Below are 21,998 nucleotides of genomic sequence, written 5' to 3'. Positions count from 1 at the left end.
CGCTTCCTTCGTTTCCGACTCTATCAGATCTTTCCGATCCGATTTCCTCGGTGCTTTCCGGTCCCTTTTCGCTTTCGCTCCGGGCCCTTCCGGCGGTTCCGACTTTATCAGAATCATTTGGGCCGACCTAATCGGCGGCTTTCGTGATTCGAATAAGAATCGGGGTGACTCCGTGGAATCGAATTCCCGACCGGAGTGAGTAAGACCCTAGTTGATCGCTACCGAACTGTCCAGTTCTAGGCAACCGTTTGAATCTACCTCCCCACGCCTGCCGTGTCAACGGCTTTTGTGGGCACCGGAGGACACTAGCAGGTCAGCGGGGTGGTCCGCACATCAGGCGGCGGTGGGAAGGGTGGCGCTGCGGTCGGGTTCTTCGAGGTCGCCGGTGTCGCCGGAGCGGGCGGCGCGGGCGCCGAGGACGTAGACGTAGACGAGGAAGGCCAGCTCAGCGGCGATGCCGATGGTGATGCGGGCCCAGGTGGGGAGGCCCGAGGGGGTGACGAAGCCTTCGATGAGGCCGGAGACGAAGAGGACCAGGGCGAGGCCGATGGCCATGCCGATGGCGGCGCGGCCCTGCTCGGCCAGGGCTGCCCGACGGGTGGTGGGGCCCGGGTCGATGACGGTCCAGCCGAGGCGGAGGCCGGTGCCGGCGGCGACGAAGACGGCGGTGAGTTCGAGCAGGCCGTGTGGGAGGACCAGGCCGAGGAAGACGTCGAGGCGGCCGGCGGAGGACATCAGGCCGATGGCGACGCCGAGGTTCAGCACGTTCAGGAAGAGGACCCCGAGCACGGGGATGCCCAGGAAGACGCCGAGGACCAGGCACATGGCGGCGGCCTGGGCGTTGTTCGTCCAGACCTGGGCGGCGAAGGAGGCCGCCGGGTGGCTGGAGTAGTACGTCTCGTACTGGCCGCCGGGGCGGGTCATCTCGCGGAGTTCGGAGGGGGCGCCGATCGCGGCCCGGACCTCCGGGTGCGTACCGATCCACCAGCCGATGAGGGCGGCCAGCAGCGTGCAGAGGACGGCGGTGGGGATCCACCAGTGGCGTGAGCGGTAGACGGCGGCGGGGAAGCCGGCGGTGAGGAAGCGGGCCGCGTCGCGCCAGGAGGAGCGGCGGGTGCCGGTGACGGTGGCGCGGGCGCGGGCCACGAGCTGGGTGAGCCGCGCGGTGAGCATCGGGTCCGGGGTGCTGGACTGGACGATCGAGAGGTGGGTCGCCGTGCGCTGGTAGAGGGAGACGAGTTCGTCGGCCTCGGCGCCGGTGAGCTTGCCGCCTCGGCGCAGGAGGTGGTCGAGGCGTTCCCACTCGGCGCGGTGGGCGGTGACGTAGACGTCGAGGTCCATGATCGGCTGCTGCTCCAGGCACTGGCTGCGGACGGGTCCGTACTACTGCGGCGCGCTGCGGGTCAGCTTGGCAGACTGGCGTGCGGAGGGGTCGGGAAGGCCGGAGAAGGGTGGGCGCCGTGAGTGGGTTGGTGACGGGGGACGCCGTCGTGCTGGGGTTGCAGCCTGCGCGGCTGCCGAGTCGGGCGCTGGCGGTGCTGATCGATCTGGTCGTCGTATGGACGGTCTATCTGCTGATCACGCTCGGGCTCGCGGTCGCCACCGCCTCGCTGGACGAGGCCGCGGTGATGGCCGTGTCGATCGCATCCTTCCTGCTGGTGCTCGTGGGCGCGCCGATCGCGGTGGAGACGCTGTCGCACGGGCGGTCGCTGGGCAAGCTGGCCTGCGGGCTGCGGGTGGTGCGGGACGACGGGGGGCCGATCCGGTTCCGGCACGCGCTGATGCGCGGTGCGCTGGGGGTCGTGGAGATCCTCATGACGTTCGGCGTCATCGCCTGTGTCGCGTCGCTGGTGTCGGAGCGCGGGCGGCGGCTCGGGGACGTGTTCGCGGGGACCCTGGTGGTGCGGGAGCGGATACCCGCGGCGCGGGTCATGGCCGTGCCTCCGCCGCCGCCGTGGTTGGTGGGGCGGTTCGCCGGGCTCGATCTGTCGGCGGTGCCCGAGGCGCTGTGGTTGGAGGTGCGGCAGTACCTGACGCGGGCCCGCGAGCTGGATCCGGCGGTGGGGCGGCGGCTCGCGGAGCGGCTGGCCGACGAGCTGGTGGCCCGGACCGGGACGCCTCCGCCGCCCGGGGTGCCGGCCGACGCGTATCTCGCGGGGGTGGTGGCCGAGCGGCAGGCGCGGGACGCGCGGCGGGCGTTCGCGGCGCAGGCGGGGGTGCCGGGTGCTGGGGCGTTCCCTGGGACCGGGGGCTTGGGCATCGCGGGGCCCGGCGTCGGAGGGCATGGCACCGGACGGCCCGGTATCGCCGCGTCGGGCTTCGTCGATCCCGGCGCCACTCCCCCGCACGAGGAGTCTTCGCTCGGTGCTCCGCCGGTGGGGGCGGCGTCGGCGGTCGTTCCGACGGTGGTGGACCGGCACGCCGCCGGTGCGGCGGAGGAGTCGGAGGCTCGACGGACGGGGTTCGCGCCGCCGGCCTGAGGTGGCGGTCACGTGCCTGTGGGGTGGGGAGTCGTCCGGCTCGGGGGTGGGGTCAGGGGAAGACGGAGGGTGGGGTCTCCAGGGCTTCGAGTTCGATGCCGGGGGCGGAGAGAACCACGTCGCCGGCGATGTGGACGGTGTGGCGTTCGCCCGTGTTCAGGTCGCTGACCTGGTATTCGTCCACCGTCAGGGGGCCACTGTCAGTGGCGTGCGCTTCACTTCTCAGCAAGGCCCAGGACTGGTCGACCGTAAGGGGGGCGAGCACGGGGTCCGTGAGGGCGACGAGCCTGACACGGGTCTCGGGGGAATCGGGGGTGAGACGCAGGAGTCGCGTGAGGGCGACGAGGAACGCCGGGGACGTGCCGGTGAAGGCGTGGGCGCGCACATTGCCTTCGGTGGCGTGGGTTCCGGTGGGGTCCGTGCGGACCCAGGTGACGCCGTCGAGGGCCGCACCGCGGACCTGCCAGCCGGCGGCGTGGAGTTCGAGGCGGATGGGGCGGCCCAGTTCGTCGACGGCCAGGTCGACGGAGCCGCGGTGGTCGCCGGAGGGGGTGGTGGTCTGTGAGACGTAGCGCCAGCCGGACGGGCCGGGGGCGCAGTGGAAGTGCTCTTCACCGAGGGGGGTGTGGTCGTGCGGGTCATGGAGCGAATATCGGCCGCGGGGCATGGGTCGGTCCTCGGGAGGGGGCGCTTCCGGGTGCGGTAGCGGGGGCGGGACGGGGCAGGCCCCCCGGCACGGGGGTGCGGGGGGCCTGCCTGGATCCTCTACGGGTGTCCGGGGGCGGCGGCGCGTCGGTACGCGGGCGCCGCCGGTCGGGGCATCAGTAGCGGTAGTGGTCCGGCTTGAAGGGGCCTTCGACCTCGACGCCGATGTACGCGGCCTGCTCGGGGCGGAGGGTCGTCAGCTTGACGCCGAGGGCGTCGAGGTGGAGGCGGGCGACCTTCTCGTCCAGGTGCTTCGGCAGGACGTAGACGTCGGTCGGGTACTCCTCCGGCTTCGTGAAGAGCTCGATCTGGGCCAGGGTCTGGTCCGCGAAGGAGTTCGACATGACGAAGGAGGGGTGGCCGGTCGCGTTGCCGAGGTTCAGGAGACGGCCCTCGGAGAGGACGATCAGGACCTTGCCGTCGGGGTAGGTCCAGGTGTGGACCTGCGGCTTGACCTCGTCCTTGACGACGCCCGGGGTCTTGGCGAGGCCGGCCATGTCGATCTCGTTGTCGAAGTGGCCGATGTTGCCGACGATGGCCTGGTGCTTCATCTTGGCCATGTCGGCGGCCATGATGATGTCCTTGTTGCCGGTCGTGGTGATGAAGATGTCGGCGGTCTCGACGACCTGGTCGAGGGTCGTGACCTGGTAGCCGTCCATCGCGGCCTGGAGGGCGCAGATGGGGTCGATCTCGGTGACGATGACGCGGGCGCCCTGGCCACGAAGGGACTCGGCGCAGCCCTTGCCGACGTCGCCGTAGCCGCAGACGACGGCGGTCTTGCCGCCGATGAGGACGTCGGTGGCGCGGTTGATGCCGTCGATGAGGGAGTGGCGGCAGCCGTACTTGTTGTCGAACTTCGACTTCGTCACGGCGTCGTTCACGTTGATCGCCGGGAAGAGGAGGTCGCCGGCCTGCTGCATCTCGTACAGGCGGTGGACGCCCGTCGTGGTCTCCTCGGTCACGCCGCGGATCTCGGACGCCAGCTGGGTCCACTTCTGCGGGTTCTCGGTGAGGGTGCGGTTGAGGAGGCGGAGGATGTGGCCGTACTCCTCGCTGTCCGCGGTGGACGGGTCCGGGGCGGAGCCGGCCTTCTCGAACTCGACACCCTTGTGGACGAGGAGGGTGGCGTCACCACCGTCGTCGAGGATCATGTTCGGGCCACCGGTGGGCGAGTTCGGCCAGGTGAGGGCCTGCTCGGTGCACCACCAGTACTCCTCCAGGGTCTCGCCCTTCCAGGCGAAGACCGGGACGCCCTGCGGGTTCTCCGGGGTGCCGTTCGGGCCGACGGCGATGGCCGCGGCGGCGTGGTCCTGGGTGGAGAAGATGTTGCAGGAGGCCCAGCGGACCTCGGCGCCGAGGGCGACCAGGGTCTCGATGAGGACGGCGGTCTGCACGGTCATGTGCAGGGAGCCGGTGACGCGGGCGCCGGCGAGCGGCTGCTGCTCGGCGTACTCCCGGCGGATCGACATCAGGCCGGGCATCTCGTGCTCGGCGAGGGTGATCTCCTTGCGGCCGAAGGCGGCCAGGGAGAGGTCGGCGACCTTGAAGTCCTGCTGGCTGGCGACAGTCGTCATGACTGGAGCTGCTCCTCGTGGATTCGGGTTCGAGGGTCGGTTGGAACGCCTGGCACCGCGATGTGGCACAGCGACGGCATACGAATGCCCGGGTGTCCCGCGGTGCAGTCGTCGGAGGCCCTCTCTCCCTCGGCCGGTCACGTGGACCGCCCGACCGCCATCAGCAGCGACGTCTGGCAGTCACGAATCTACACCGATCGGTGCGGCGCCCCACACTCGTACGGGAAGTACAGGCCATGCGGAGAGGCCCCCGGGGCCGGGGTTCTCCGGTCCTGGGGGCCTCTGTCGGCTTCGGGGCTCAGTGGCCGTCGCCACCCGGGCTCTTGGCGGGGTTGCGGCCGACGGAGGCGGCGGACTCGCTGTAGATGTCGGGTTCCAGGTAGATGACCCGGGCGATCGGGACGGCGGCGCGGATGCGTTCCTCGGCGGCGTTGATGGCGTTCGCGACCTCGGTGGCGGTGTCGTCGTGCTGGACGGCGACCTTCGCGGCGACGAGGAGCTCCTCGGGGCCGAGGTGGAGGGTCCGCATGTGGATGAGACGGGTGACGGTCTCACCGTCGACGACGGCCTCCTCGATCTTCTTGACCTGGTCGATGCCGGCGGACTCGCCGAGGAGCAGCGACTTGGTCTCGGCGGCGAGGACGATGGCGATCAGGATGAGCAGCACGCCGATGCAGAGGGTGCCGATGCCGTCCCAGACGCCGTCGCCGGTCGCCAGGGCGAGGCCGACGCCGCCGAGGGCGAGGATGAGGCCGACCAGGGCGCCCAGGTCCTCCAGGAGGACGACCGGGAGCTCGGGGGCCTTCGCGCGGCGGACGAACTGCGTCCAGGTGAGGCCGCCGCGGATCTCGTTCGACTCCTTGATGGCCGTGCGGAAGGAGAACGACTCGGCGATGATCGCGAAGACCAGCACGCCGACCGGCCAGTACCAGGCCTCGATGGGGTGCGGGTGCTTGATCTTCTCGTAGCCCTCGTAGATGGCGAACATGCCACCGACGGAGAAGAGCACGATGGAGACGAGGAAGGCGTAGATGTACCGCTCGCGGCCGTAGCCGAAGGGGTGTTGCGGGGTCGCCTCGCGCTGGGCCTTCTTGCCGCCGAGGAGGAGCAGGCCCTGGTTGCCGGAGTCGGCGAGCGAGTGGACGCTCTCCGCGAGCATCGACGACGAACCACTGAAGAGGAACGCCACGAACTTGGCTACGGCGATCGCGAGGTTGGCGGCGAGTGCCGCCACGATCGCCTTGGTTCCGCCTGACGCGCTCATGGGTGTACGGGGTCCCTTCGTCGGTGCTCCGGCTCGATCGCCGCGGTTCGGCCGGTCATTGTCGCACTCAGGCCACGACGGTGGCGCGGAAGACCGTCCCCGCTCCGGTCAGTTCGGCCGACTCGCCCGCCGGGACGAAGACGGACTCGCCGGGTGCGAGGGTCACCTCGCCGGCCTTCGGGCGGCCCGCGACCGCGAGCAGGATCTGCGGGGTGGCGGCGGTGAGGTCGGTCGGGGCCGCGCCCTCCGCCCGGACGAAGCGGGACAGACGGAACTCGTCGATGGGGGTCTCGTAGACCTCCTCGCCGGACGGGGAGGCCTCGGGGCGCAGGACGGCGGCGTCGGCCGGCTCGAAGCGGACGATGCGGAGGAGTTCGGGGACGTCGACGTGCTTGGGGGTGAGCCCGCAGCGCAGCACGTTGTCGGAGTTGGCCATGATCTCGACGCCGAGGCCGTCGAGGTAGGCGTGCGGGACGCCCGCGCCCAGGTACAGGCCTTCGCCGGGCTGGAGCTGTACGCGGTTGAGGAGCATCGCCGCGAGGACGCCGGGGTCGCCCGGGAAGTGGTGGGCGAGGCCCGCGTACGGGGCGTAGTCGCCGCCGAGGCGGTCCGCGGCGGCCGCGGCCTCGGCCACGGTGTGCGCCATCTCGTCCGGGTCGGCGGTGAGCAGCGCCGTCAGGACCTCGCGGAGCGCGGCCTCCTCGGGGTGGGCGTGGAGGAGGTCGACGTACGGCTTGAGGCTGTCGACGCCGAGCCCGGCGATGAGGTCGGCGGCCTCGGCGGGATCGCGGAATCCGCACAGCCCGTCGAACGGGGTGAGCGCGACGATCATCTCGGGCTTGTGGTTGGCGTCCTTGTACGTGCGGTGCGGGGCGTCGACGGGGATGCCCGCGGCTTCCTCGGCGGCGAAACCGGCCTGCGCCTGGGCGAGGTCGGGGTGGACCTGGAGGGAGAGCGGGGCGCCGGCCGCGAGGACCTTCAGCAGGAACGGCAGCCGCGGTCCGAACTTCTCGACGGCCGGCTCACCCAGTTCACCCGCGGGGTCGGCGTCGATCAGCTCGTTCAGCGGGCCGCGCCCGGTGAGCGACGGGGCGCCGGGGTGGGCGCCCATCCACATCTCGGCCTGGGGCTCGCCGGTGGGGGCGAGGCCGAGGAGTTCCGGGATGGCCGTCGTGGATCCCCAGGCGTAGGGGCGGACGGTGTTGACGAGGCGGTCCATGGGAGGTCTTCCAGCTTTCGGTGCGTCTCGTACGGACGAGGGGGTCAGCGGGGCGGTGTCGACGGCGGCAGGATGCCGGCCGAGGCGAGCGAGAGGTAGACGGCCGCGAAGTCTGTCACGGCGAGCAGTTCGGCGAGGGTCTCCAGCTCGCCGCCCTCCTCCGGTTCCAGTTCGCTGATGGCCGTCTCGTGGCCGAGCGCCAGTTCACGGGCCGCGGGGGCGGCGGTGAGGCCGCCGCCGGGGCGGTCGCGGAGCAGGACCACGCGCGCGCGGAGCGCTTGCGGTTCGTCGACGCGGTCACGGAAGAAGTCGTCGGGGTCGGCGCCCGCCGCGAAGTCGCCGGCGAGCAGGACGCCGTGCGCGGGCAGGGCCTCGGGGAGTTCGGCCGCCAGGGCCGGCAGGCCGGCCAGCTCGGCGAGGACGGCGGCGAAACGCCGGCCGGCGGGGCCCGCCGCGTTGCCCTCCGTCCAGATCAGCGGCAGCGAGTCCGCGAGCTCGGCGGCCAGGGTCTTGGCCGGGTTGCCGTACGTGGCGATGGCCGGGCCGCAGCGTTCGGCCGTGCGGTCGAGCCGGTCCGCGACCTTCTCCAGCGTCTCGGGCGGCGCTTCGAGGAGGCCGACGCGGTCGAGGAGCGCGAGCAGCGGGGTGAACAGGGCCCACAGCGCGCCGGGGCTCGCCGAGAGGTTCTCGCCGAACTCGTTCGGCGTCTCGTTCGGGGCCACCGCCATCGGCACGAACAGTCCGTGCGAGCCGTTGACCGCCTCGGCGAGCGGAGAGGCCTTCGGGGCGACCGCGACGACCGTGATCCCGCGGCGGTAGGCCTGCTCCGCGAGGAGCGCGAGGCCCGGCTCGGCGCCGTCCGTGGTCGGCAGCAGCAGCAGGTCCACCGAGCCGGCCCAGCCGGGCAGCGCCCAGCGCAGGGCGCCCGCGGCGGGCGCGACGCCGGTCGGTCGGAGGCGTACGACCGGGGCGGAGGCTCCGGCGAGCGCGCCGATCAGGTCCGCGACGCCGGCGGCCGCGGTGCCGGGGCCCGCGACGAGGACCGCGCGGGGGCGGCCTTCCGGGCGGAGGTCCGCGATGCCGGCCTCGGCCGCGTGGCGGGCCGCGGTCCGCACCCGTGCGCCTGCTTCGGCGGCGCCGCGGAGGAGGCCTCTGCGGTCGGCGAGGGCGAGGGCGTCCGGTGCGTCGAGGAGGGTCTCGTCGAGCATGTGGCGGTGCCTCCCGGGTCTGTACGGGTTTTTTGGCGGGTGCTGGGGCCTTGCGGGGTGCGGGGGCCTTGCAGGATGCGGGGGGCTGGTGCGGGGTTTCCCGTGGGGGTGCTCGCCGTGGCGGCGGGTCCCTTGGGGTGGCCGTCGGGGGCTCCGAGGGGGTTGGCCAGGGGGCCCGAGGAGTCACGGGGAGGCTCGGGAGTCACAGGGAGGTCCCGGGGCCCAAGGAGTGGGGGCCCGAGGGACGCCTCGTGGGTGACGGCCCCATCGGTGAGCCGTTGCCCTGCAGGGGCGGCGGGGCGCCTGCCGTTACGGCTGGTGCCGTACCGGCGGGCGTCGCCTCGCTCCCTGTGGCTTGCCCGGCCTGTGCCGGCCGCGAGCCCGCGCCTCCGCAGGCCGGCCGGAACCCGATGGTGGGCCTAGGCCGGGCGGCGGGCCTCGTCCGTGAGCAGAACCGGAATGGAGTCGCGGACCGGGTACGCGAGGCCGCAGTCGGAGCTGGTGCAGATGAGTTCGGGGGTCTCGTCCGCCGTGCGGTCGTTCAGGGGAGCGTGGCAGGCGGGGCAGGCCAGGATCTCCAGGAGGCCGGCTTCGAGCGGCATGGGGTGTCCCTTCGAACAAACGGTGGTGGTGCTGCCCTTCGGGCCAGGTCAGCCTACCGCCGGGAAACGGGGTGCGCGGGTCGGCGGCGGGCCTGTGGATGCGGGCGGATGCGTGTGGATGTATGTGGATGTGTGGGGGCGTGGCTGGTTGGCGGGGCGGGGCGGCCGGGGCGGGCGCGGGCTGCCGGGCGAAGGTGCGGGCCTCCGGGTGGACGAGCGGGGGGCGGCGCGCTGTGGGGGTTGTGCCCACCCGTTCCGCCCTTGGCGGACGTATGCCCACAACCGGGGCGGCCATGGGGGCGGGCGGGGGCCACGGGTGCGGCCGGGGCGGCGACGGCCGAAGGGGCGGGCGCGGGCAAGGCAGGGCGGGCGCGGGCGGGGCGGGGGCCACGGCCGAAGGGGCGGGGGCCGGCGGGGTGAGGGGGCTGGCCTCGTTCCCTGGCCGTCGGGGGCGGGAATGCGGACAGCCCCGCTCCGGGAGGGGCGGGGCTGTCCGGGGGGTGGGTCAGGAGCGGACGAGGGTGAGGACTTCGTCGCGGAGCTTGGTCATGGTGGGTTCGTCGCGGGCTTCGACGTTGAGGCGGAGGAGGGGCTCGGTGTTGGAGGCGCGGAGGTTGAACCACCAGTCGGCGGAGGTGACGGTGAGGCCGTCGAGCTCGTCGAAGGTGACGCCGTCCACGGTCGCGTACGCGGCCTTCACCTTGGCGGTGCTGGCGGCCTGGTCGGCGACGGTGGAGTTGATCTCGCCGGAGGAGGCGTAGCGGTCGTAGGCGGAGACCAGCTCGGACAGGGGGCCCTGCTGGCCGCCGAGGGCCGCGAGGACGTGGAGGGCCGCGAGCATGCCCGTGTCCGCGTTCCAGAAGTCCTTGAAGTAGTAGTGCGCCGAGTGCTCGCCGCCGAAGATGGCGCCGCTCTTGGCCATCTCCTCCTTGATGAAGGAGTGGCCGACGCGGGTGCGGACGGGCTCGCCGCCGTTCTCGCGGACGACCTCGGGGACGGACCACGAGGTGATCAGGTTGTGGATGATCGTTCCGCCGGGGTGCTTCGCGAGCTCGCGCGCCGCGACCAGGGCCGTGATCGCGGACGGCGAGACCGGCTCGCCGCGCTCGTCGACGACGAAGCAGCGGTCGGCGTCGCCGTCGAACGCGAGGCCGATGTCGGCGCCCTCCTCGACCACGCGGGCCTGGAGGTCGACGATGTTCTTCGGGTCGAGGGGGTTGGCCTCGTGGTTCGGGAACGTGCCGTCGAGCTCGAAGTACATGGGCACGGTGTCGAGCGGGAGTCCCGCGAAGACGGTCGGGACGGTGTGGCCGCCCATGCCGTTGCCCGCGTCCACGACGACCTTGAGCGGGCGGATCGCGGTGAGGTCGACGAGGCCCTTGAGGTGGGCGGCGTAGTCGTCGAGGGTCTCGCGCTCGCTGATCGTGCCGGGAGTGGCGGCGGCCTCGGGCGCGCCCGTCACGGTCCACTCCTCGGCGAGCGCCCGGATGTCGGCCAGGCCCGTGTCCTGTCCGACCGGGGCGGCGCCGGCGCGGCACATCTTGATGCCGTTGTACTGGGCCGGGTTGTGGGACGCCGTGAACATCGCACCCGGCAGGCCGAGGCTGCCGGACGCGAAGTACAGCTGGTCGGTGGAGCAGAGCCCGATGAGGGTGACGTCGGCGCCGAGGCGGGCCGCGCCGCGCGCGAAGGCGTTCGCGAGGCCGGGCGACGAGGGGCGCATGTCGTAACCCACGACGATGGCGTCCGCCTCCGTCACCCGCACGAAGGCGGCGCCGAACAGCTCGGCGAGCGTCTCGTCCCACTGGTCGGGTACCACTCCGCGGATGTCGTACGCCTTCACGATCTGCGACAGATCGACAGTCACGGATCCACTCTCCTGAGTTCTCGGCACGCGGTTGCGGCGCCTGTGCAAGGACCGCCCAAACTACCTGGGCGGGGACAGAGTGCCACGGCCCGGGGTGGCCGCGCCTGTCCTGAGACGGCGGGTGGCCGGGGTTCGACGCCCTGGAGGCGACGGGGCCGGAATCACACGGTCGGACGCCGCGGGAAGCCAGTCGCCGTCAGTTGCCGGGGGGCCGGAGGCAGTTGCCGGGGTGGGAGGCCGCCACCGGGGGCCGGGGCCGGAGGCCGTTGCTGCGCCGGAGGCGGTTGCTGCGCCGGAGGCGGTTGCCGGGTCGAGGCGGTTGCCCGGCCGGGGGCGGCTGTCGGATCGGCGTCCGGCAGGGCGACCTGGCCGTTCACCGCGCTCGGGTCAGTTGTCCGGGGAGCGGAGGACGCGGAGGTGGCCGCGGCGGCCGACTTCCATGGGGTCGCCGGGGCGGCCGATGCCCTTGGCGCCGGTGTCGGCGGCGCGCTCCTGGGGGCGGGCCGCTTCGCGTACCGCGTTGGCCAGGGCCTCGAGGTCGTCGCCGCTGGGGCGGGCGGGGGCGGAGGGGTCGGTCAGCCGCACCACGTCCCAGCCGCGCGGGGCGGTGAGGCGCTCGCTGTGCTCGGCGCACAGGTCGTAGCAGTGGGGCTCGGCGTAAGTGGCGAGCGGGCCGAGGACCGCAGTCGAGTCGGCATAGACGTACGTCAGTGTCGCGACGGCAGGGCGGCCGCACGCGGTGCGCGAACAGCGACGTACAGGGCTCACGACGTTGGACGGTACCGCACTCTTGACCGGGCCGCGACGACTCTCCCTCAGGTCACTCCACCGTGTCGCGGTGTGACGTGCGCCACCCCCCTTCCCGCGGCTGCCACTCTGACCTGCGAGGGAGGTATTCCAGGGGGGTGCGGGCACGGAGCGTTCCGGACAGTCGGGGATACAAAACCGGTCAACCAGGGCCAGATGGCCGATCGCGACGGGCCGTCGAATCGCGCGTGGGACCGGTCGGAATGTTCAGGTTTCGACAGCTGGGGCGGGGGTGGTACGGGGGCGCCCGGAGGGGTGGCGAGGATGCGCCACGGTGCGCGGGGACCGATGAGGGTTACGCTGCGTCAGTGATGGACAGTCCTGTGCCGCCGAGCCCTTCGCACCGCCCCTCGGAGCCCGCCGCGGAGCCTCGGGTCCGCCGCCGCGACCGGCACGGCCGCGGGATGCGGGGACCCGTCGCCCCGCCGCAGGTGCCGCTCTCCGCGAGCCGGGCCGACACGTTCCGCGACCTGGTCCTCGATTCGGTGGAGCGCCTGGAACGGCGCTGGCCGCAGCTTGCGGACGTCGACTTCATGGTCATGGAGGTGCCGCCGTCGGTGCCGGGCGAGACGGTGCCGCTGGGCGGTTCGGTGCCCGCGGAGAAGGACGAGCCGGCGAAGGTCGTCGTCTACCGGCGCCCGGTCGAGATCCGTTCCAAGAGCCGGGACGAGCGGGCGCTCCTGGTCCACGAGGTCGTCGTGGAGCAGGTCGCCGAGCTCCTGGGGCTCTCCCCCGAGTCGGTCGATCCCAGGTACGGGCAGGACTGACCCCGACCCGCATACGGGCAGGGGCAGGACCGACCCGAGCCCGATACGGGCAGACCCGGCCCGGTTCGGGCCGGGCCCGGCCTCGGGACGGGCAGGCCCGCGCCCGCCCGTACTCGCGTCCCGGTGGTCAGTCCAGGACGCCGAGGTCCTGGCGGGCGGCGGGGACCTCGACCGTGCCGCGGTCGTCGACGAGGGTCTGGACGGTGAACATCGGGACGCCGTCCTGGGGCAGGGCGAGGGTGCGGGCCGCGTACACCTTGCCGCCGGAGACGGGTTCGACGGTGAGCGCGTAGCCGCCCTTGAGGCCCTGGGGGACGAGGTCGGTGAGGGTGGTGGTCGTGCCGGCCTTGAGGTTGACCGTCCGGGAGACGGGCGTGCCGCCGCCGGAGCCCGCCGAGGCGGTGACCTTCACCTCGACGGCGCCGAAGGGGGCGGTCAGGGAGAGCGTGGTGGCCTTGGCGCGGTTGTCGGCGACCGTGGCGCGGGCGGAGAGCGCCGGGGTGGCCGGGATGAAGGCGACCTCGCTGTTCGCACCCTTGCCTCGGACGACGCGGAGGGCGGCGACGATCGGGGTCGCCTTCTTGGGGTCGCTGGGGGTGAGGACGAGGGAGCCCGCCTCGCCGCGGGTGAGGTCGGGGAGGTCGACGGAGGCGGTCATCCCCGACTTGACGTGCAGGGATCCGGCGCCGGCCGGGACGATCGTGCCGGCCGTGGTGGCCAGCTTGACCTTCAGGTCGGCGTCGTCGTCGCCGGGGGCGAAGGCCACGAGCCGTACGGAGGTGGCGTCGGCGGGGATGCCGGGCAGGACGGCGGTGCCCGCCGGGTCGGCCGCGGCGGCGATCCAGTCGCTGCCGAGCTTCTCGTCGGCGGAGCCGACGGCCGCGCCGACGCGTCCGCTGCGGGTGGTGACGTGGACGGTGACGTCGGGCTTGGCGGTCTCCGCGGTGAGGGTGGAGAGCAGGACCGGGACCGTGGAGCGGGCGGGGACCGGGATGCCCTCGGTGAACTGGGACTTGAGCGCGCCCTCGGGGCCGTACAGCTCGATGTCGGCGACGGCGGCCGTGTCGTCGGGGTTGGTGAGGTGGACGTAGTCCTGGCGGTCCTTGGCGGTGGAGGCCGCCGGGAACCAGAAGTCGGTGTCGGGGGCGCCGCAGGAGAGGCCGAGGAGGCCGCGCGCGCCGCCCGCCTCGACGACGGTGGTCTGCTGGACGGTCCAGCCGGGGGCGAGGACGCCGGTCGCCGCACCGGTGAGGGCGGGTGCGGCGGGGCCGTTCGCCTCGGCGGTGACGGGCTTGCCGGGGGTGGTCACGGTGCCGGGCGCCTGGGGGGCCTTGGGCTTCTTCCCGTCCTTGGCGGCGCCGCCGGAGGGGGTCGCGTTCTGGGCGGGCGTCAGGCGGGCCGTGGGCTGCTCGGCCTTGCCGGTGCCGGTGCCGGTGCCGGTGCCGGGCTTCGCGCCCGTACCCGCGACCGGCGGGGTGTACGAGGTGTAGACGGTCTCGGCGACATCGGAGGTGCTCGGCACGGGGCAGAGCAGGCCGGCGCGCTCCACCGGGAGGCGGGTGGGGGTCCTCGCCTCGGGTGCGGCGGTGCCGGCCGGGGCGGTGAGGGCCGCGAAGCCGGTGACGGCGGCGAGGGCCGTGGCGCCCGCGATCAGGGAGAGGGTCGTGCGCTTCACTGGTTGCTGCTCCCGTCGGGACGCTGCTCGGTCTCGTGGCCCTGGGGGTGTCCGTAGCCGTAGCCGTACGGGTCGTACGCCTGCTGGTCGTACTGCTGGGGGTCGTACGCCTGCTGCTGGTCGTACTGCTGCTGCGGCTGCTCGTAGCCCTGGCCCGGGTAGGGCTGCTCGGCGTAGCCCTGGTCGGCGTACGGCTGCTGCTCGTAGCCCTGCTGGGGGTACGCGTACGCCTGCTGCTGGTACGGGTCGGTGGCGTACTCCTGGTAGTAGCCCTGGTCGGCGTACGGCTGGGCCTGGTTCTGGTCCGCGGCCTGGGCCTGGTTCTGGTCCGCGGCCTGGGGCTGGGCGTAGGCCGGGTCGTGGCCGCCGTCCCAGCCCCCGGGCTCGTGGGTCTGCTGCTCCGGGATCGCGGCGGGCTCGTGCTCCGGGGTGTCCGCGGTCTCCGCCTCGGCCTCCGCGGCGGCGCGCAGGCGGCGGGCCCGGCGGCCGTCGCCGTCGGTCGCCTGGGCGGGGATCGCGAGGTCCTCCTCGGGCAGGTCGTCGTCGATCTCGCGGCGCCGGCCGGGCAGGGCGAGGACGAGCAGGACGACGGCGAGGCCGACCTGGGTCCAGATCCACACGGTGCGGGTGAGCGGCTCGTCGTACGTGAGGTCGAGGCGGCCGCCCTGGGCGGGGAGCCGGAAGCCCTGGGCCCAGTCGTCGACGGTCGTGCGGGGCAGTTCCTTGCCGTCGAGGGTGGCGGTCCAGCCCTCGGCGGCGCGGTCGGCGAGACGCAGGACGCGGCCCTCGGGGCCGGCCGGGATCTTGGTGTGCGCCTCGACGGGGCCGGCGGCGACGGCGACGGGCTCGGCGGCGTCCGTCTCGGCCTCGGCGGCGTCGGCGGCGTCCGTCTTCGTCTCGTCCGTCTTGGTCGCGGGCGGGACGATCATGATGCGGGCGATCTCGCGGTCCACGCGCCAGAGCGCGCTGCCGTCGAGCTGGCTGAGGCGGCTGAGGCCGGGGGTGGCGTCGAGGACGCGGCTCACCTGGCGGGGTGCCCCGTCGCGGACGAGGACGTAGCGGATCGCGTAGCCGCTGAGTTCCTCGGTCTGGTCGGCGCCGGAACCGGCGACGAGGTGGGCGACGACCGCGTCGAGGCGGGGGTCGTCGGCGGCGGCCGCCGTGAGCTCGCCGTCGCCGAGGCGGGCGCCGGAGCCGCGGACCAGGGTGTAGGCCACCTCGCCGGGCGTGGTGCCGCCGAGGACGAGGGTGCGGGGCTGGTCGCGGGTGCCGCTCTCCTCGGCGACGAACGCCGGGACCTGGACCGGGTCGCGGCGGGTCAGCGGGCCGTCGGCGCCGCCGATCATCCAGCCGGCGGCGGCGACGGCGGGGCCGACGGCGCAGGCGAGGGCGATGAGGGCGGCGACGGGCTGGCGCCAGCCGAAGCCGTGGGCGGCGACGCGGTTGCGGCCGCCCTCGGCGCCGATCATGCCGGCGGCCAGGAGGGCGGCGCCGTAGACGAGGGTGGCGGGTCCGGCCCAGCCGGTGCCGCCCGCGCCGTTGGAGACGGCGGCGAGGAGGAGGCCGGCGAGGGCCGCGGCCCAGGCCGTGCGGACGGCCGTCTGGCGCTCCTCGCGGAGCAGTCCGGCGAGGGCCGCGAGGACGAGGCCGATGAGGAGCAGGCCGCCGGTGGTGCCGGGGCCTCCGGGGCTGGTCCCGAGCAGGTCGAGCGCGCCGGCTGTGCCCGTGCGGACGTCGAGGCCGGCCTCGCGCAGGAAGGCGGAGGGGCCGGTCAGGAGGGTGAGCGACCAGGGCGCGAGGACGAGGATCGGAGTGCCGACGGCGGCGAGGAAGCGGAGCCCGTACGCGGTGAGGTCGGTGCGGCGCACGACGAGGACGCCGAGGCCGAGGAGGACGGCGAGCGGCCAGACGACCGGGGTGAACGCCGTCGCGAAGGTGAGCAGGAAGGTGTACGCCCAGGTGGCGCGCCAGCTGCCCCGGTCGGGCCGGTTGAAGCCGTGGGCGGCGACGGCGGCGCGGGCGATCAGCGGGAGCAGGATCGCGAGGACGGCGGTGCCGAGCCGGCCGGCGGCGAGGGCGCCGGTGACGGCGGGCAGGAAGGCGTACGCGATGGCGGCCCAGGCGCGCAGGAGCTTGGACTCGACGATGCCGCGGGCGGCGAAGTACGCGGTGAAGCCGGCGAGCGGGACCGAGCAGACGAGGAGCAGGGTCAGCGCGGTGGAGGTGGAGCCGAGGAACAGCGCGGAGAGCGCGGCCAGGACGGCGAGGTAGGGCGGGGCGCTCTGGGTGCCGCCGGTGCCGAGGGCGTGCCAGGCGTCGGCGTACCGCGACCAGAGGCCGGAGACGGTGTCGGGGGCGGGCAGCAGGGCACCGCCGGCCAGCGAGCCGCCGGCGAAGAGGTTGCGGCAGGCGACGAGGGAGACGAGGAGCAGGAGGGCGAAGAGGACCGGGCCGGGCTTGCGGGCGATCTTCTTGAGCCGGGCGAACTGCTCGATCTCCAGGTAGTCGGCGTCGTCGCCGCCGGGTCCGGACTCGACGACGCCGTGGCGGGAGCCGCCGGAGTCGGCTTCGCCGCCGCCGAAGTTGGCGGCGAGCTGCTCGGCGGCGGCGCGGACGGTGGCGCCGGGCGGCGGGAAGAGGGCGCGGAGTTCGCTCGCGGGGACGGCGGGGTTCTTGCGGCGCTTGCGGGCGGCGAGGATCTTCTCGGGCCGCAGCAGGGTGGCGAAGAGGCCCATGACCTCGTCGACGGCCTGTCCGGGGACCTTGCCGACGAGGTAGGCGAGGGTGCGGAAGAGGGTGCTGACGACGAGCCGCAGGAGGACGTACGGCAGGGCGGCGCCGCGGCTGTTGGCGAGCAGGGTGTAGACGGCGCCGGCCTTGTCGACGCGGTGCGGGTTGGCGGCGGTGCGGCCGGCGCAGTCGACGGTGCGGCGCTCGCGGGCGGACGCCTCGGCGTGCCGCAGGACGGCGTCGGGGGCGATGAGGACGCGGTGGCCGGCGGCGTGGGCGCGCCAGCACAGGTCGACGTCGTCGCGCATGAGGGGCAGGCGGCGGTCGAAGCCGCCGAGCTCCTCGAAGACGTCGCGGCGGACGAGCATGCCGGCGGTGGAGACGGAGAGGACGGAGCGGATCTGGTCGTGCTGGCCCTGGTCCTGCTCGCGCCGGTCGAGTCCGGTCCAGCGGCGGCCGCTGCGGGCGATGGAGACGCCGGTCTCCAGGAGCTGCTTGCGGTCGTACCAGCCGCGCAGCTTGGGACCGATGACGGCGGCGTCCGCGTCGGAGTCGGCGACGCGGAGGAGTTCGGCGAGGGCGCCCGGCTCGGGGGCGCAGTCGTCGTGGAGCAGCCAGAGCCACTGCACCGGTTCGCCGTGCGGGAGTTCGGGCAGGTCGTACGCGTCGTCGTTCCAGGTGCGGCTGACGGGGTCCCAGCCGCTGGGGCGCTTCAGGTAGGCCAGGTCCTCGGGTCCGAGCACGGGCGCGGTGCGGGCTGCCTCCTCGACGGCGGCGCCGAAGCCGGTGCGGCGTGCGAGGTGCAGGACGCGGTCGGCGCCGACGGCGTCGGCGACGAGCTGCGCCGAGTCGTCGGCGCTGCCGGTGTCGGCCGCGACCACGTTCTGCACGGGGCGTTCCTGCGCGAGCAGCCCGGCGAGGGCGTCCGGCAGCCAGCGGGCACCGTCGTGGGTGACGAGCACGGCGGTGACGACGTGTCGCGGAAACTCAGGAGTTGAGGACATCGAGCTACGGGCCCTCCGGCCGGGGTCGCCCGTGAAGGGCGTGGGGGAGCGTCTCGGACGGAGGCCCACACTAACGGCTGCACGCGGGGCGGTCCGCCCCTGTGGACGGCGCCCTGTGGACAGAGCACGCAGAACGGTCCGCCGCCTGTGGACGAAGCACAGGGGGCGGACCGTTCGGGAATTCGTGGTGCGCGCGCGGTGGCGCGGGCGGCCCGGACGCGGTCCGGGGCGGGGTCCCGCTCAGACGGCGGCCTTCTTGAGGCGGCGGCGCTCGCGCTCGGAGAGGCCGCCCCAGATGCCGAACCGTTCGTCGTTCTGCAGGGCGTATTCGAGGCACTCGGAGCGGACCTCGCAGGCGAGGCAGACCTTCTTGGCCTCGCGGGTCGAGCCGCCCTTCTCGGGGAAGAAGGACTCGGGATCGGTCTGGGCGCACAGCGCGCGCTCCTGCCAGCCGAGTTCCTCGTCCGCGTCCTCGACCAGCAGTTCCTGGAACAACTCGGTCATGTGCGCCCCTCGTCTGTTCTGTGCGTCCCCGTGGTGTTGCCGTTGCGAACCCGGCCGAACGACACGAGTGAAATTACAAGTTTGTGCTCTGTGCGAGTCAAGCGGAGATCTGCTATTGGGCCCCGTATTCACTCTGCGGAACCAAGCCTATGCGGAAAGTGTTCAAATCACCAAAAAACGTGACACATGCCGCCGGTCTGACCGTGCCGCACGCCCCTCCGCCAGGGAAGGACGTACGAAACTTGGATCTTGTTGCGATCCGGCCGAGGAAGCGACCCGGATCACAGTCCGATCACGGACCGTGACGAGTGATCGAGGCTGACCGCACGGGCGTCGCCGCGCTCACGGGCCCGGTCGAAGCGCCATCTCTCCTGGTCCGCGCATGAACAAACCTTTCTCCGCGCACTGTAACCGGATGAGGTGAAACATTGCCGCCAAATCGGGCATTGGGTTGACAGTCGGGTACTCCACCCGCCACCTTTGGTGGCATGCCAGCGACCACAGCGCCCGCCGCGACCCACACCCGTGGGTTCCGCCGCGCTGTCCAGGCGCGCTGTTGCTGTTGTTGTTCCAGCTGTTGATGCCGTAGAGCTCCAGCTTCTTCTCCCAGCGTCACCCTGCGTCACTCGCGTCACGTCTGCTTCGTGACCCCCCACCGCTTCTGTTTCTGCTGAGGAACCTCCCCACCCCATGAACATGGACAGCGACCTTCAGATCGCCGGCGACATCCTCGAGGTCCCGCACCTCCTCCAGCCCGAGCGCGCCCACCCCGTCACGGTGGCCGAGTTCGCCGGCCTCGCGGCCTCGATCGCCGCCGACCGCTCCCAGTGGGCGCCGTACGTCGAGTACGACGCCACCACCCGCTGGTACCACCGGCTCCGCACCGGCCCCGGCTACGAGGTGTGGCTGCTCTCCTGGGTTCCCGGCCAGGGCAGCGGACTCCACGACCACGGGCTCTCCTCCGGCGTCCTGACCGTCCTGGAGGGCGAGTTGACGGAGCGCACGGACCGGGGCGCGCGGACGCTCGACGGCGGCGCGCAGCGCGTCTTCGCCCCCGGCTACGTCCACGAGGTCGTCAACGACTCCCTCGAACCGGCCGTCAGCCTGCACGTCTACTTCCCCGGTCTGACGGAGATGCCGATGCACGAGTCGCTCCAGGCGCAGTGCGCCCCGGCGGACCTCGCGCCGGCGGGCCGGGGCTGACCTCGGCTCCCCGGGGCCGAGCGCGGCCCGGGGCCGAGCACCGCTCCGGGGTGGGCGCGGACCCGTGGGCCCGTACGTCTCGCGGCCGACCCTCATACGAGCGGCCCGCGGCTGACAGACTGTCCGCATGCGCATTGTGGTTCTGGCCGGCGGTATCGGTGGTGCTCGTTTCCTTCGCGGCCTCAAGCAGGCCGCTCCGGACGCGGAGATCACGGTCATCGGCAACACCGGTGACGACATCCATCTCTTCGGGCTGAAGGTCTGCCCCGACCTGGACACGGTGATGTACACCCTCGGCGGTGGCATCAACGAGGAACAGGGCTGGGGCCGCCTCGACGAGTCCTTCACGGTCAAGGAGGAGCTCGCCGCGTACGGCGTCGGACCCGAGTGGTTCGGCCTCGGCGACCGTGACTTCGCGACCCACATCGTCCGTACGCAGATGCTCGGCGCGGGCTACCCGCTGAGCGCCGTCACCGAGGCGCTGTGCGCCCGCTGGCAGCCCGGCGTACGCCTGCTCCCCATGTCCGACGACCGCGTCGAGACGCACGTGGCGATCGAGGTCGACGGCGAGCAGCGCGCGGTGCACTTCCAGGAGTACTGGGTGAAGCTGCGCGCCGCCGTCGACGCCAAGGCGATCGTGCCGGTCGGCGCGGAGGCCGCGAAGCCCGCGCCGGGCGTCCTCGACGCCATCGCCGCGGCGGACGTCATCGTCCTCCCGCCGTCCAACCCCGTGGTGAGCGTCGGCACGATCCTCGCCGTGCCCGGCATCCGCGACGCGGTCGTCGCCGCCGCGGCGCCGGTCGTGGGCCTCTCCCCCATCGTCGGCGACGCGCCCGTGCGCGGCATGGCCGACAAGGTGCTCGCGGCGGTGGGCGTGGAGTCCACGGCCGCGGCGGTGGCCAGGCACTACGGCTCCGAGCTGATCGACGGCTGGCTCGTCGACACCGTGGACGCCGGAGCCGTGGCCGACGTCGAGGAGGCCGGCATCCGCTGCCGCGCCGTACCGCTGATGATGACCGACGTGGACGCGACCGCCGAGATGGCCCGCGAGGCCCTGCGGCTCGCCGAGGAGGTCCGCGCGTGACCTCCATACCCCCCGCATACCGGGTCTGGGCCCTCGCCGGGCTGCCCGAGGTCTCCGCCGGGGACGACCTCGCCGCGCTGATCGCCGCCGCGTCGCCCGAACTCGCCGACGGGGACGTCCTCCTCGTCACCTCAAAGATCGTCAGCAAGGCCGAGGGCCGGGTGATCGCCGCCGAGGACCGCGAGGCGGCCATCGACGCCGAGACGGTACGGGTGGTCGCGCGGCGCGGCGCGCTGCGGATCGTCGAGAACCGGCAGGGCCTCGTCATGGCCGCCGCCGGGGTCGACGCCTCCAACACCCCCTCCGGGACCGTGCTGCTGCTGCCCGAGGACCCCGACGCCTCGGCCCGCCGCATCCGGACCGGCCTGCGCGAGGCGCTCGGCGTCGACGTGGGCGTCGTCGTCACCGACACCTTCGGCCGGCCCTGGCGCTCCGGACTCACCGACGTGGCCATCGGAGCGGCCGGCGTGCGGGTCCTCGACGACCTGCGCGGCGGGACCGACGCCCACGGCAACCCGCTCAGCGCGACCGTCGTCGCCACCGCCGACGAACTCGCCGCCGCCGGCGACCTCGTGAAGGGCAAGGCGTCCGGTCTCCCCGTCGCCGTGGTCCGCGGCCTGCCGCACGTCGTGGCCGGCGACGGGGAACCCGGCGCCCGGGCCCTCGTGCGCGACCCCGCCGACGACATGTTCCGGCTCGGGACGTCGGAGGCCGTACGGGAGGCCCTGACCCTGCGGCGGACCGTACGCGAGTTCACCGGCGATCCCGTCGACCCCGGCTCGGTGCGCCGGGCCGTCGCCGCGGCCGTGACCGCGCCCGCCCCGCACCACACCACGCCCTGGCGGTTCGTGCTCCTGGAGTCGCCCGAGTCCCGGCTGCGGCTGCTCGACGCCATGCGGGACGCGTGGATCGACGACCTGCGCCGCGACGGCAAGTCCGAGGACTCCATCGCCAAGCGGGTGCGCCGCGGTGACGTCCTGCGCAACGCGCCCTACCTCGCCGTGCCCTGCCTCGTCATGGACGGCTCCCACCACTACGGCGACCCGCGCCGCGACGCCGCCGAACGCGAGATGTTCGTCGTCGCCGCGGGCGCGGGCGTGCAGAACTTCCTCGTCGCCCTCGCGGGCGAGCGGCTCGGCTCCGCCTGGGTGTCCTCGACCATGTTCTGCCGCGACGTCGTACGGAAGGTCCTCGACCTGCCCTACGACTGGGACCCGCTCGGCGCGGTCGCCATCGGCCACCCCGCCGCGGCACCCAAGGAACGGCCGGCACGGGAGGCGACGGAGTTCGTCGAGGTGCGCTGAG

Annotated in this window: 17 protein-coding genes; 5 read left to right on the top strand and 12 right to left on the bottom strand. The window is 73.4% G+C overall.

Annotation, left to right across the window (positions count from 1 at the left end; translation table 11 throughout):
- Positions 1 to 333: 333 nt before the first annotated feature.
- Positions 334 to 1,341: a stage II sporulation protein M gene (locus tag ACIQFX_RS38575; RefSeq protein ID WP_402473148.1), complete on the bottom strand. Its 1,008-nt coding sequence runs from the start codon at positions 1,339 to 1,341 to the stop codon at positions 334 to 336.
- A 119-nt stretch (positions 1,342 to 1,460) separates the two neighbouring features.
- Here ACIQFX_RS38575 and ACIQFX_RS38570 point away from each other — a divergent pair, with 119 nt between their 5' ends.
- The gene (locus ACIQFX_RS38570; RefSeq protein ID WP_402473145.1) at positions 1,461 to 2,480 is read left to right on the top strand and encodes an RDD family protein; all 1,020 of its coding nucleotides are present in this window, start codon (positions 1,461 to 1,463) and stop codon (positions 2,478 to 2,480) included.
- A gap of 52 nt (positions 2,481 to 2,532) precedes the next feature.
- Here the strand turns inward: ACIQFX_RS38570 and ACIQFX_RS38565 are convergent, their stop codons facing one another.
- From ACIQFX_RS38565 to ACIQFX_RS38530, 8 genes are all read right to left on the bottom strand, one after another.
- Positions 2,533 to 3,147, bottom strand: a complete 615-nt coding sequence (locus ACIQFX_RS38565; protein WP_402473143.1) for a hypothetical protein — start codon at positions 3,145 to 3,147, stop codon at positions 2,533 to 2,535.
- Between the two features lie 154 nt (positions 3,148 to 3,301).
- A complete protein-coding gene (gene ahcY, locus ACIQFX_RS38560; RefSeq protein ID WP_376488562.1) occupies positions 3,302 to 4,759 on the bottom strand; it encodes an adenosylhomocysteinase in 1,458 nt (485 codons plus the stop codon).
- 298 nt (positions 4,760 to 5,057) lie between these two features.
- Positions 5,058 to 6,023, bottom strand: coding sequence for a cation diffusion facilitator family transporter (locus ACIQFX_RS38555; protein WP_402473140.1), 966 nt, complete (start codon positions 6,021 to 6,023; stop codon positions 5,058 to 5,060).
- 67 nt (positions 6,024 to 6,090) lie between these two features.
- Positions 6,091 to 7,242, bottom strand: a complete 1,152-nt coding sequence (gene manA, locus ACIQFX_RS38550) for a mannose-6-phosphate isomerase, class I (protein ID WP_402473137.1) — start codon at positions 7,240 to 7,242, stop codon at positions 6,091 to 6,093.
- A 44-nt stretch (positions 7,243 to 7,286) separates the two neighbouring features.
- Positions 7,287 to 8,450 carry an SIS domain-containing protein gene (locus ACIQFX_RS38545; protein WP_402473134.1) on the bottom strand — a complete coding sequence of 388 codons (1,164 nt, stop codon included), beginning with the start codon at positions 8,448 to 8,450 and terminating at the stop codon, positions 7,287 to 7,289.
- Positions 8,451 to 8,869: 419 nt separating this feature from the next.
- Positions 8,870 to 9,052 carry a Trm112 family protein gene (locus ACIQFX_RS38540; RefSeq protein WP_017238341.1) on the bottom strand — a complete coding sequence of 61 codons (183 nt, stop codon included), beginning with the start codon at positions 9,050 to 9,052 and terminating at the stop codon, positions 8,870 to 8,872.
- A 505-nt stretch (positions 9,053 to 9,557) separates the two neighbouring features.
- The gene (locus ACIQFX_RS38535; RefSeq protein WP_402473131.1) at positions 9,558 to 10,919 is read right to left on the bottom strand and encodes a phosphomannomutase/phosphoglucomutase; all 1,362 of its coding nucleotides are present in this window, start codon (positions 10,917 to 10,919) and stop codon (positions 9,558 to 9,560) included.
- A 387-nt stretch (positions 10,920 to 11,306) separates the two neighbouring features.
- Positions 11,307 to 11,687, bottom strand: coding sequence for a DUF3499 domain-containing protein (locus tag ACIQFX_RS38530; RefSeq protein WP_376488568.1), 381 nt, complete (start codon positions 11,685 to 11,687; stop codon positions 11,307 to 11,309).
- 350 nt (positions 11,688 to 12,037) lie between these two features.
- On the opposite strand from ACIQFX_RS38530, the gene ACIQFX_RS38525 reads away from it, so the two are divergent.
- Positions 12,038 to 12,493 carry a metallopeptidase family protein gene (locus ACIQFX_RS38525; protein WP_402473151.1) on the top strand — a complete coding sequence of 152 codons (456 nt, stop codon included), beginning with the start codon at positions 12,038 to 12,040 and terminating at the stop codon, positions 12,491 to 12,493.
- Positions 12,494 to 12,620: 127 nt separating this feature from the next.
- Here ACIQFX_RS38525 and ACIQFX_RS38520 read toward each other — a convergent pair whose 3' ends face one another.
- The 3 genes from ACIQFX_RS38520 to ACIQFX_RS38510 all read right to left on the bottom strand — a co-directional run bounded on the left by ACIQFX_RS38520 (position 12,621) and on the right by ACIQFX_RS38510 (position 18,406).
- A complete protein-coding gene (locus tag ACIQFX_RS38520) occupies positions 12,621 to 14,168 on the bottom strand; it encodes a DUF5719 family protein (protein WP_402473129.1) in 1,548 nt (515 codons plus the stop codon).
- Positions 14,165 to 17,902, bottom strand: a complete 3,738-nt coding sequence (locus ACIQFX_RS38515; protein ID WP_402473128.1) for a glycosyltransferase family 2 protein — start codon at positions 17,900 to 17,902, stop codon at positions 14,165 to 14,167. The genes ACIQFX_RS38520 and ACIQFX_RS38515 overlap by 4 nt, the downstream gene beginning before the upstream one ends.
- A gap of 240 nt (positions 17,903 to 18,142) precedes the next feature.
- Entirely contained in the window at positions 18,143 to 18,406 is a 264-nt protein-coding gene (locus ACIQFX_RS38510; RefSeq protein ID WP_015033978.1) for a WhiB family transcriptional regulator, read from the bottom strand.
- A gap of 690 nt (positions 18,407 to 19,096) precedes the next feature.
- On the opposite strand from ACIQFX_RS38510, the gene ACIQFX_RS38505 reads away from it, so the two are divergent.
- From ACIQFX_RS38505 to ACIQFX_RS38495, 3 genes are all read left to right on the top strand, one after another.
- Complete coding sequence (locus ACIQFX_RS38505) at positions 19,097 to 19,609, top strand: cysteine dioxygenase (RefSeq protein ID WP_402473127.1); 513 nt, start codon at positions 19,097 to 19,099, stop codon at positions 19,607 to 19,609.
- A gap of 127 nt (positions 19,610 to 19,736) precedes the next feature.
- Positions 19,737 to 20,693 (top strand): 2-phospho-L-lactate transferase, encoded by a 957-nt coding sequence (cofD, locus tag ACIQFX_RS38500; RefSeq protein WP_402473124.1) that lies wholly within the window; start codon positions 19,737 to 19,739, stop codon positions 20,691 to 20,693.
- Positions 20,690 to 21,997, top strand: coding sequence for a coenzyme F420-0:L-glutamate ligase (locus tag ACIQFX_RS38495; protein ID WP_402473122.1), 1,308 nt, complete (start codon positions 20,690 to 20,692; stop codon positions 21,995 to 21,997). Before cofD ends, ACIQFX_RS38495 begins: the two co-directional genes overlap by 4 nt.
- Position 21,998: the final 1 nt, after the last annotated feature.

The organism is Streptomyces sp. NPDC093089 (assembly GCF_044754405.1).
Classification (GTDB): Bacteria; Actinomycetota; Actinomycetes; order Streptomycetales; family Streptomycetaceae; genus Streptomyces.
The sequence above is the reverse complement of the archived record's forward strand: the minus strand, read 5'-3'. Positions and strand labels throughout refer to the sequence as shown.

Excerpts from the sequence above, each read along its gene's own strand:
- ACIQFX_RS38575 (WP_402473148.1), bottom strand. The coding sequence starts at position 1,341 with ATGGACCTCGACGTCTACGTCACCGCCCACCGCGCCGAGTGGGAACGC.
- ACIQFX_RS38565 (WP_402473143.1), bottom strand. The coding sequence starts at position 3,147 with ATGCCCCGCGGCCGATATTCGCTCCATGACCCGCACGACCACACCCCC.
- ahcY (WP_376488562.1), bottom strand. The coding sequence starts at position 4,759 with ATGACGACTGTCGCCAGCCAGCAGGACTTCAAGGTCGCCGACCTCTCC.
- ACIQFX_RS38555 (WP_402473140.1), bottom strand. The coding sequence starts at position 6,023 with ATGAGCGCGTCAGGCGGAACCAAGGCGATCGTGGCGGCACTCGCCGCC.
- manA (WP_402473137.1), bottom strand. The coding sequence starts at position 7,242 with ATGGACCGCCTCGTCAACACCGTCCGCCCCTACGCCTGGGGATCCACG.
- ACIQFX_RS38545 (WP_402473134.1), bottom strand. The coding sequence starts at position 8,450 with ATGCTCGACGAGACCCTCCTCGACGCACCGGACGCCCTCGCCCTCGCC.
- ACIQFX_RS38540 (WP_017238341.1), bottom strand. The coding sequence starts at position 9,052 with ATGCCGCTCGAAGCCGGCCTCCTGGAGATCCTGGCCTGCCCCGCCTGC.
- ACIQFX_RS38525 (WP_402473151.1), top strand. The coding sequence starts at position 12,038 with ATGGACAGTCCTGTGCCGCCGAGCCCTTCGCACCGCCCCTCGGAGCCC.
- ACIQFX_RS38515 (WP_402473128.1), bottom strand. The coding sequence starts at position 17,902 with ATGTCCTCAACTCCTGAGTTTCCGCGACACGTCGTCACCGCCGTGCTC.
- ACIQFX_RS38510 (WP_015033978.1), bottom strand. The coding sequence starts at position 18,406 with ATGACCGAGTTGTTCCAGGAACTGCTGGTCGAGGACGCGGACGAGGAA.
- ACIQFX_RS38505 (WP_402473127.1), top strand. The coding sequence starts at position 19,097 with ATGAACATGGACAGCGACCTTCAGATCGCCGGCGACATCCTCGAGGTC.
- cofD (WP_402473124.1), top strand. The coding sequence starts at position 19,737 with ATGCGCATTGTGGTTCTGGCCGGCGGTATCGGTGGTGCTCGTTTCCTT.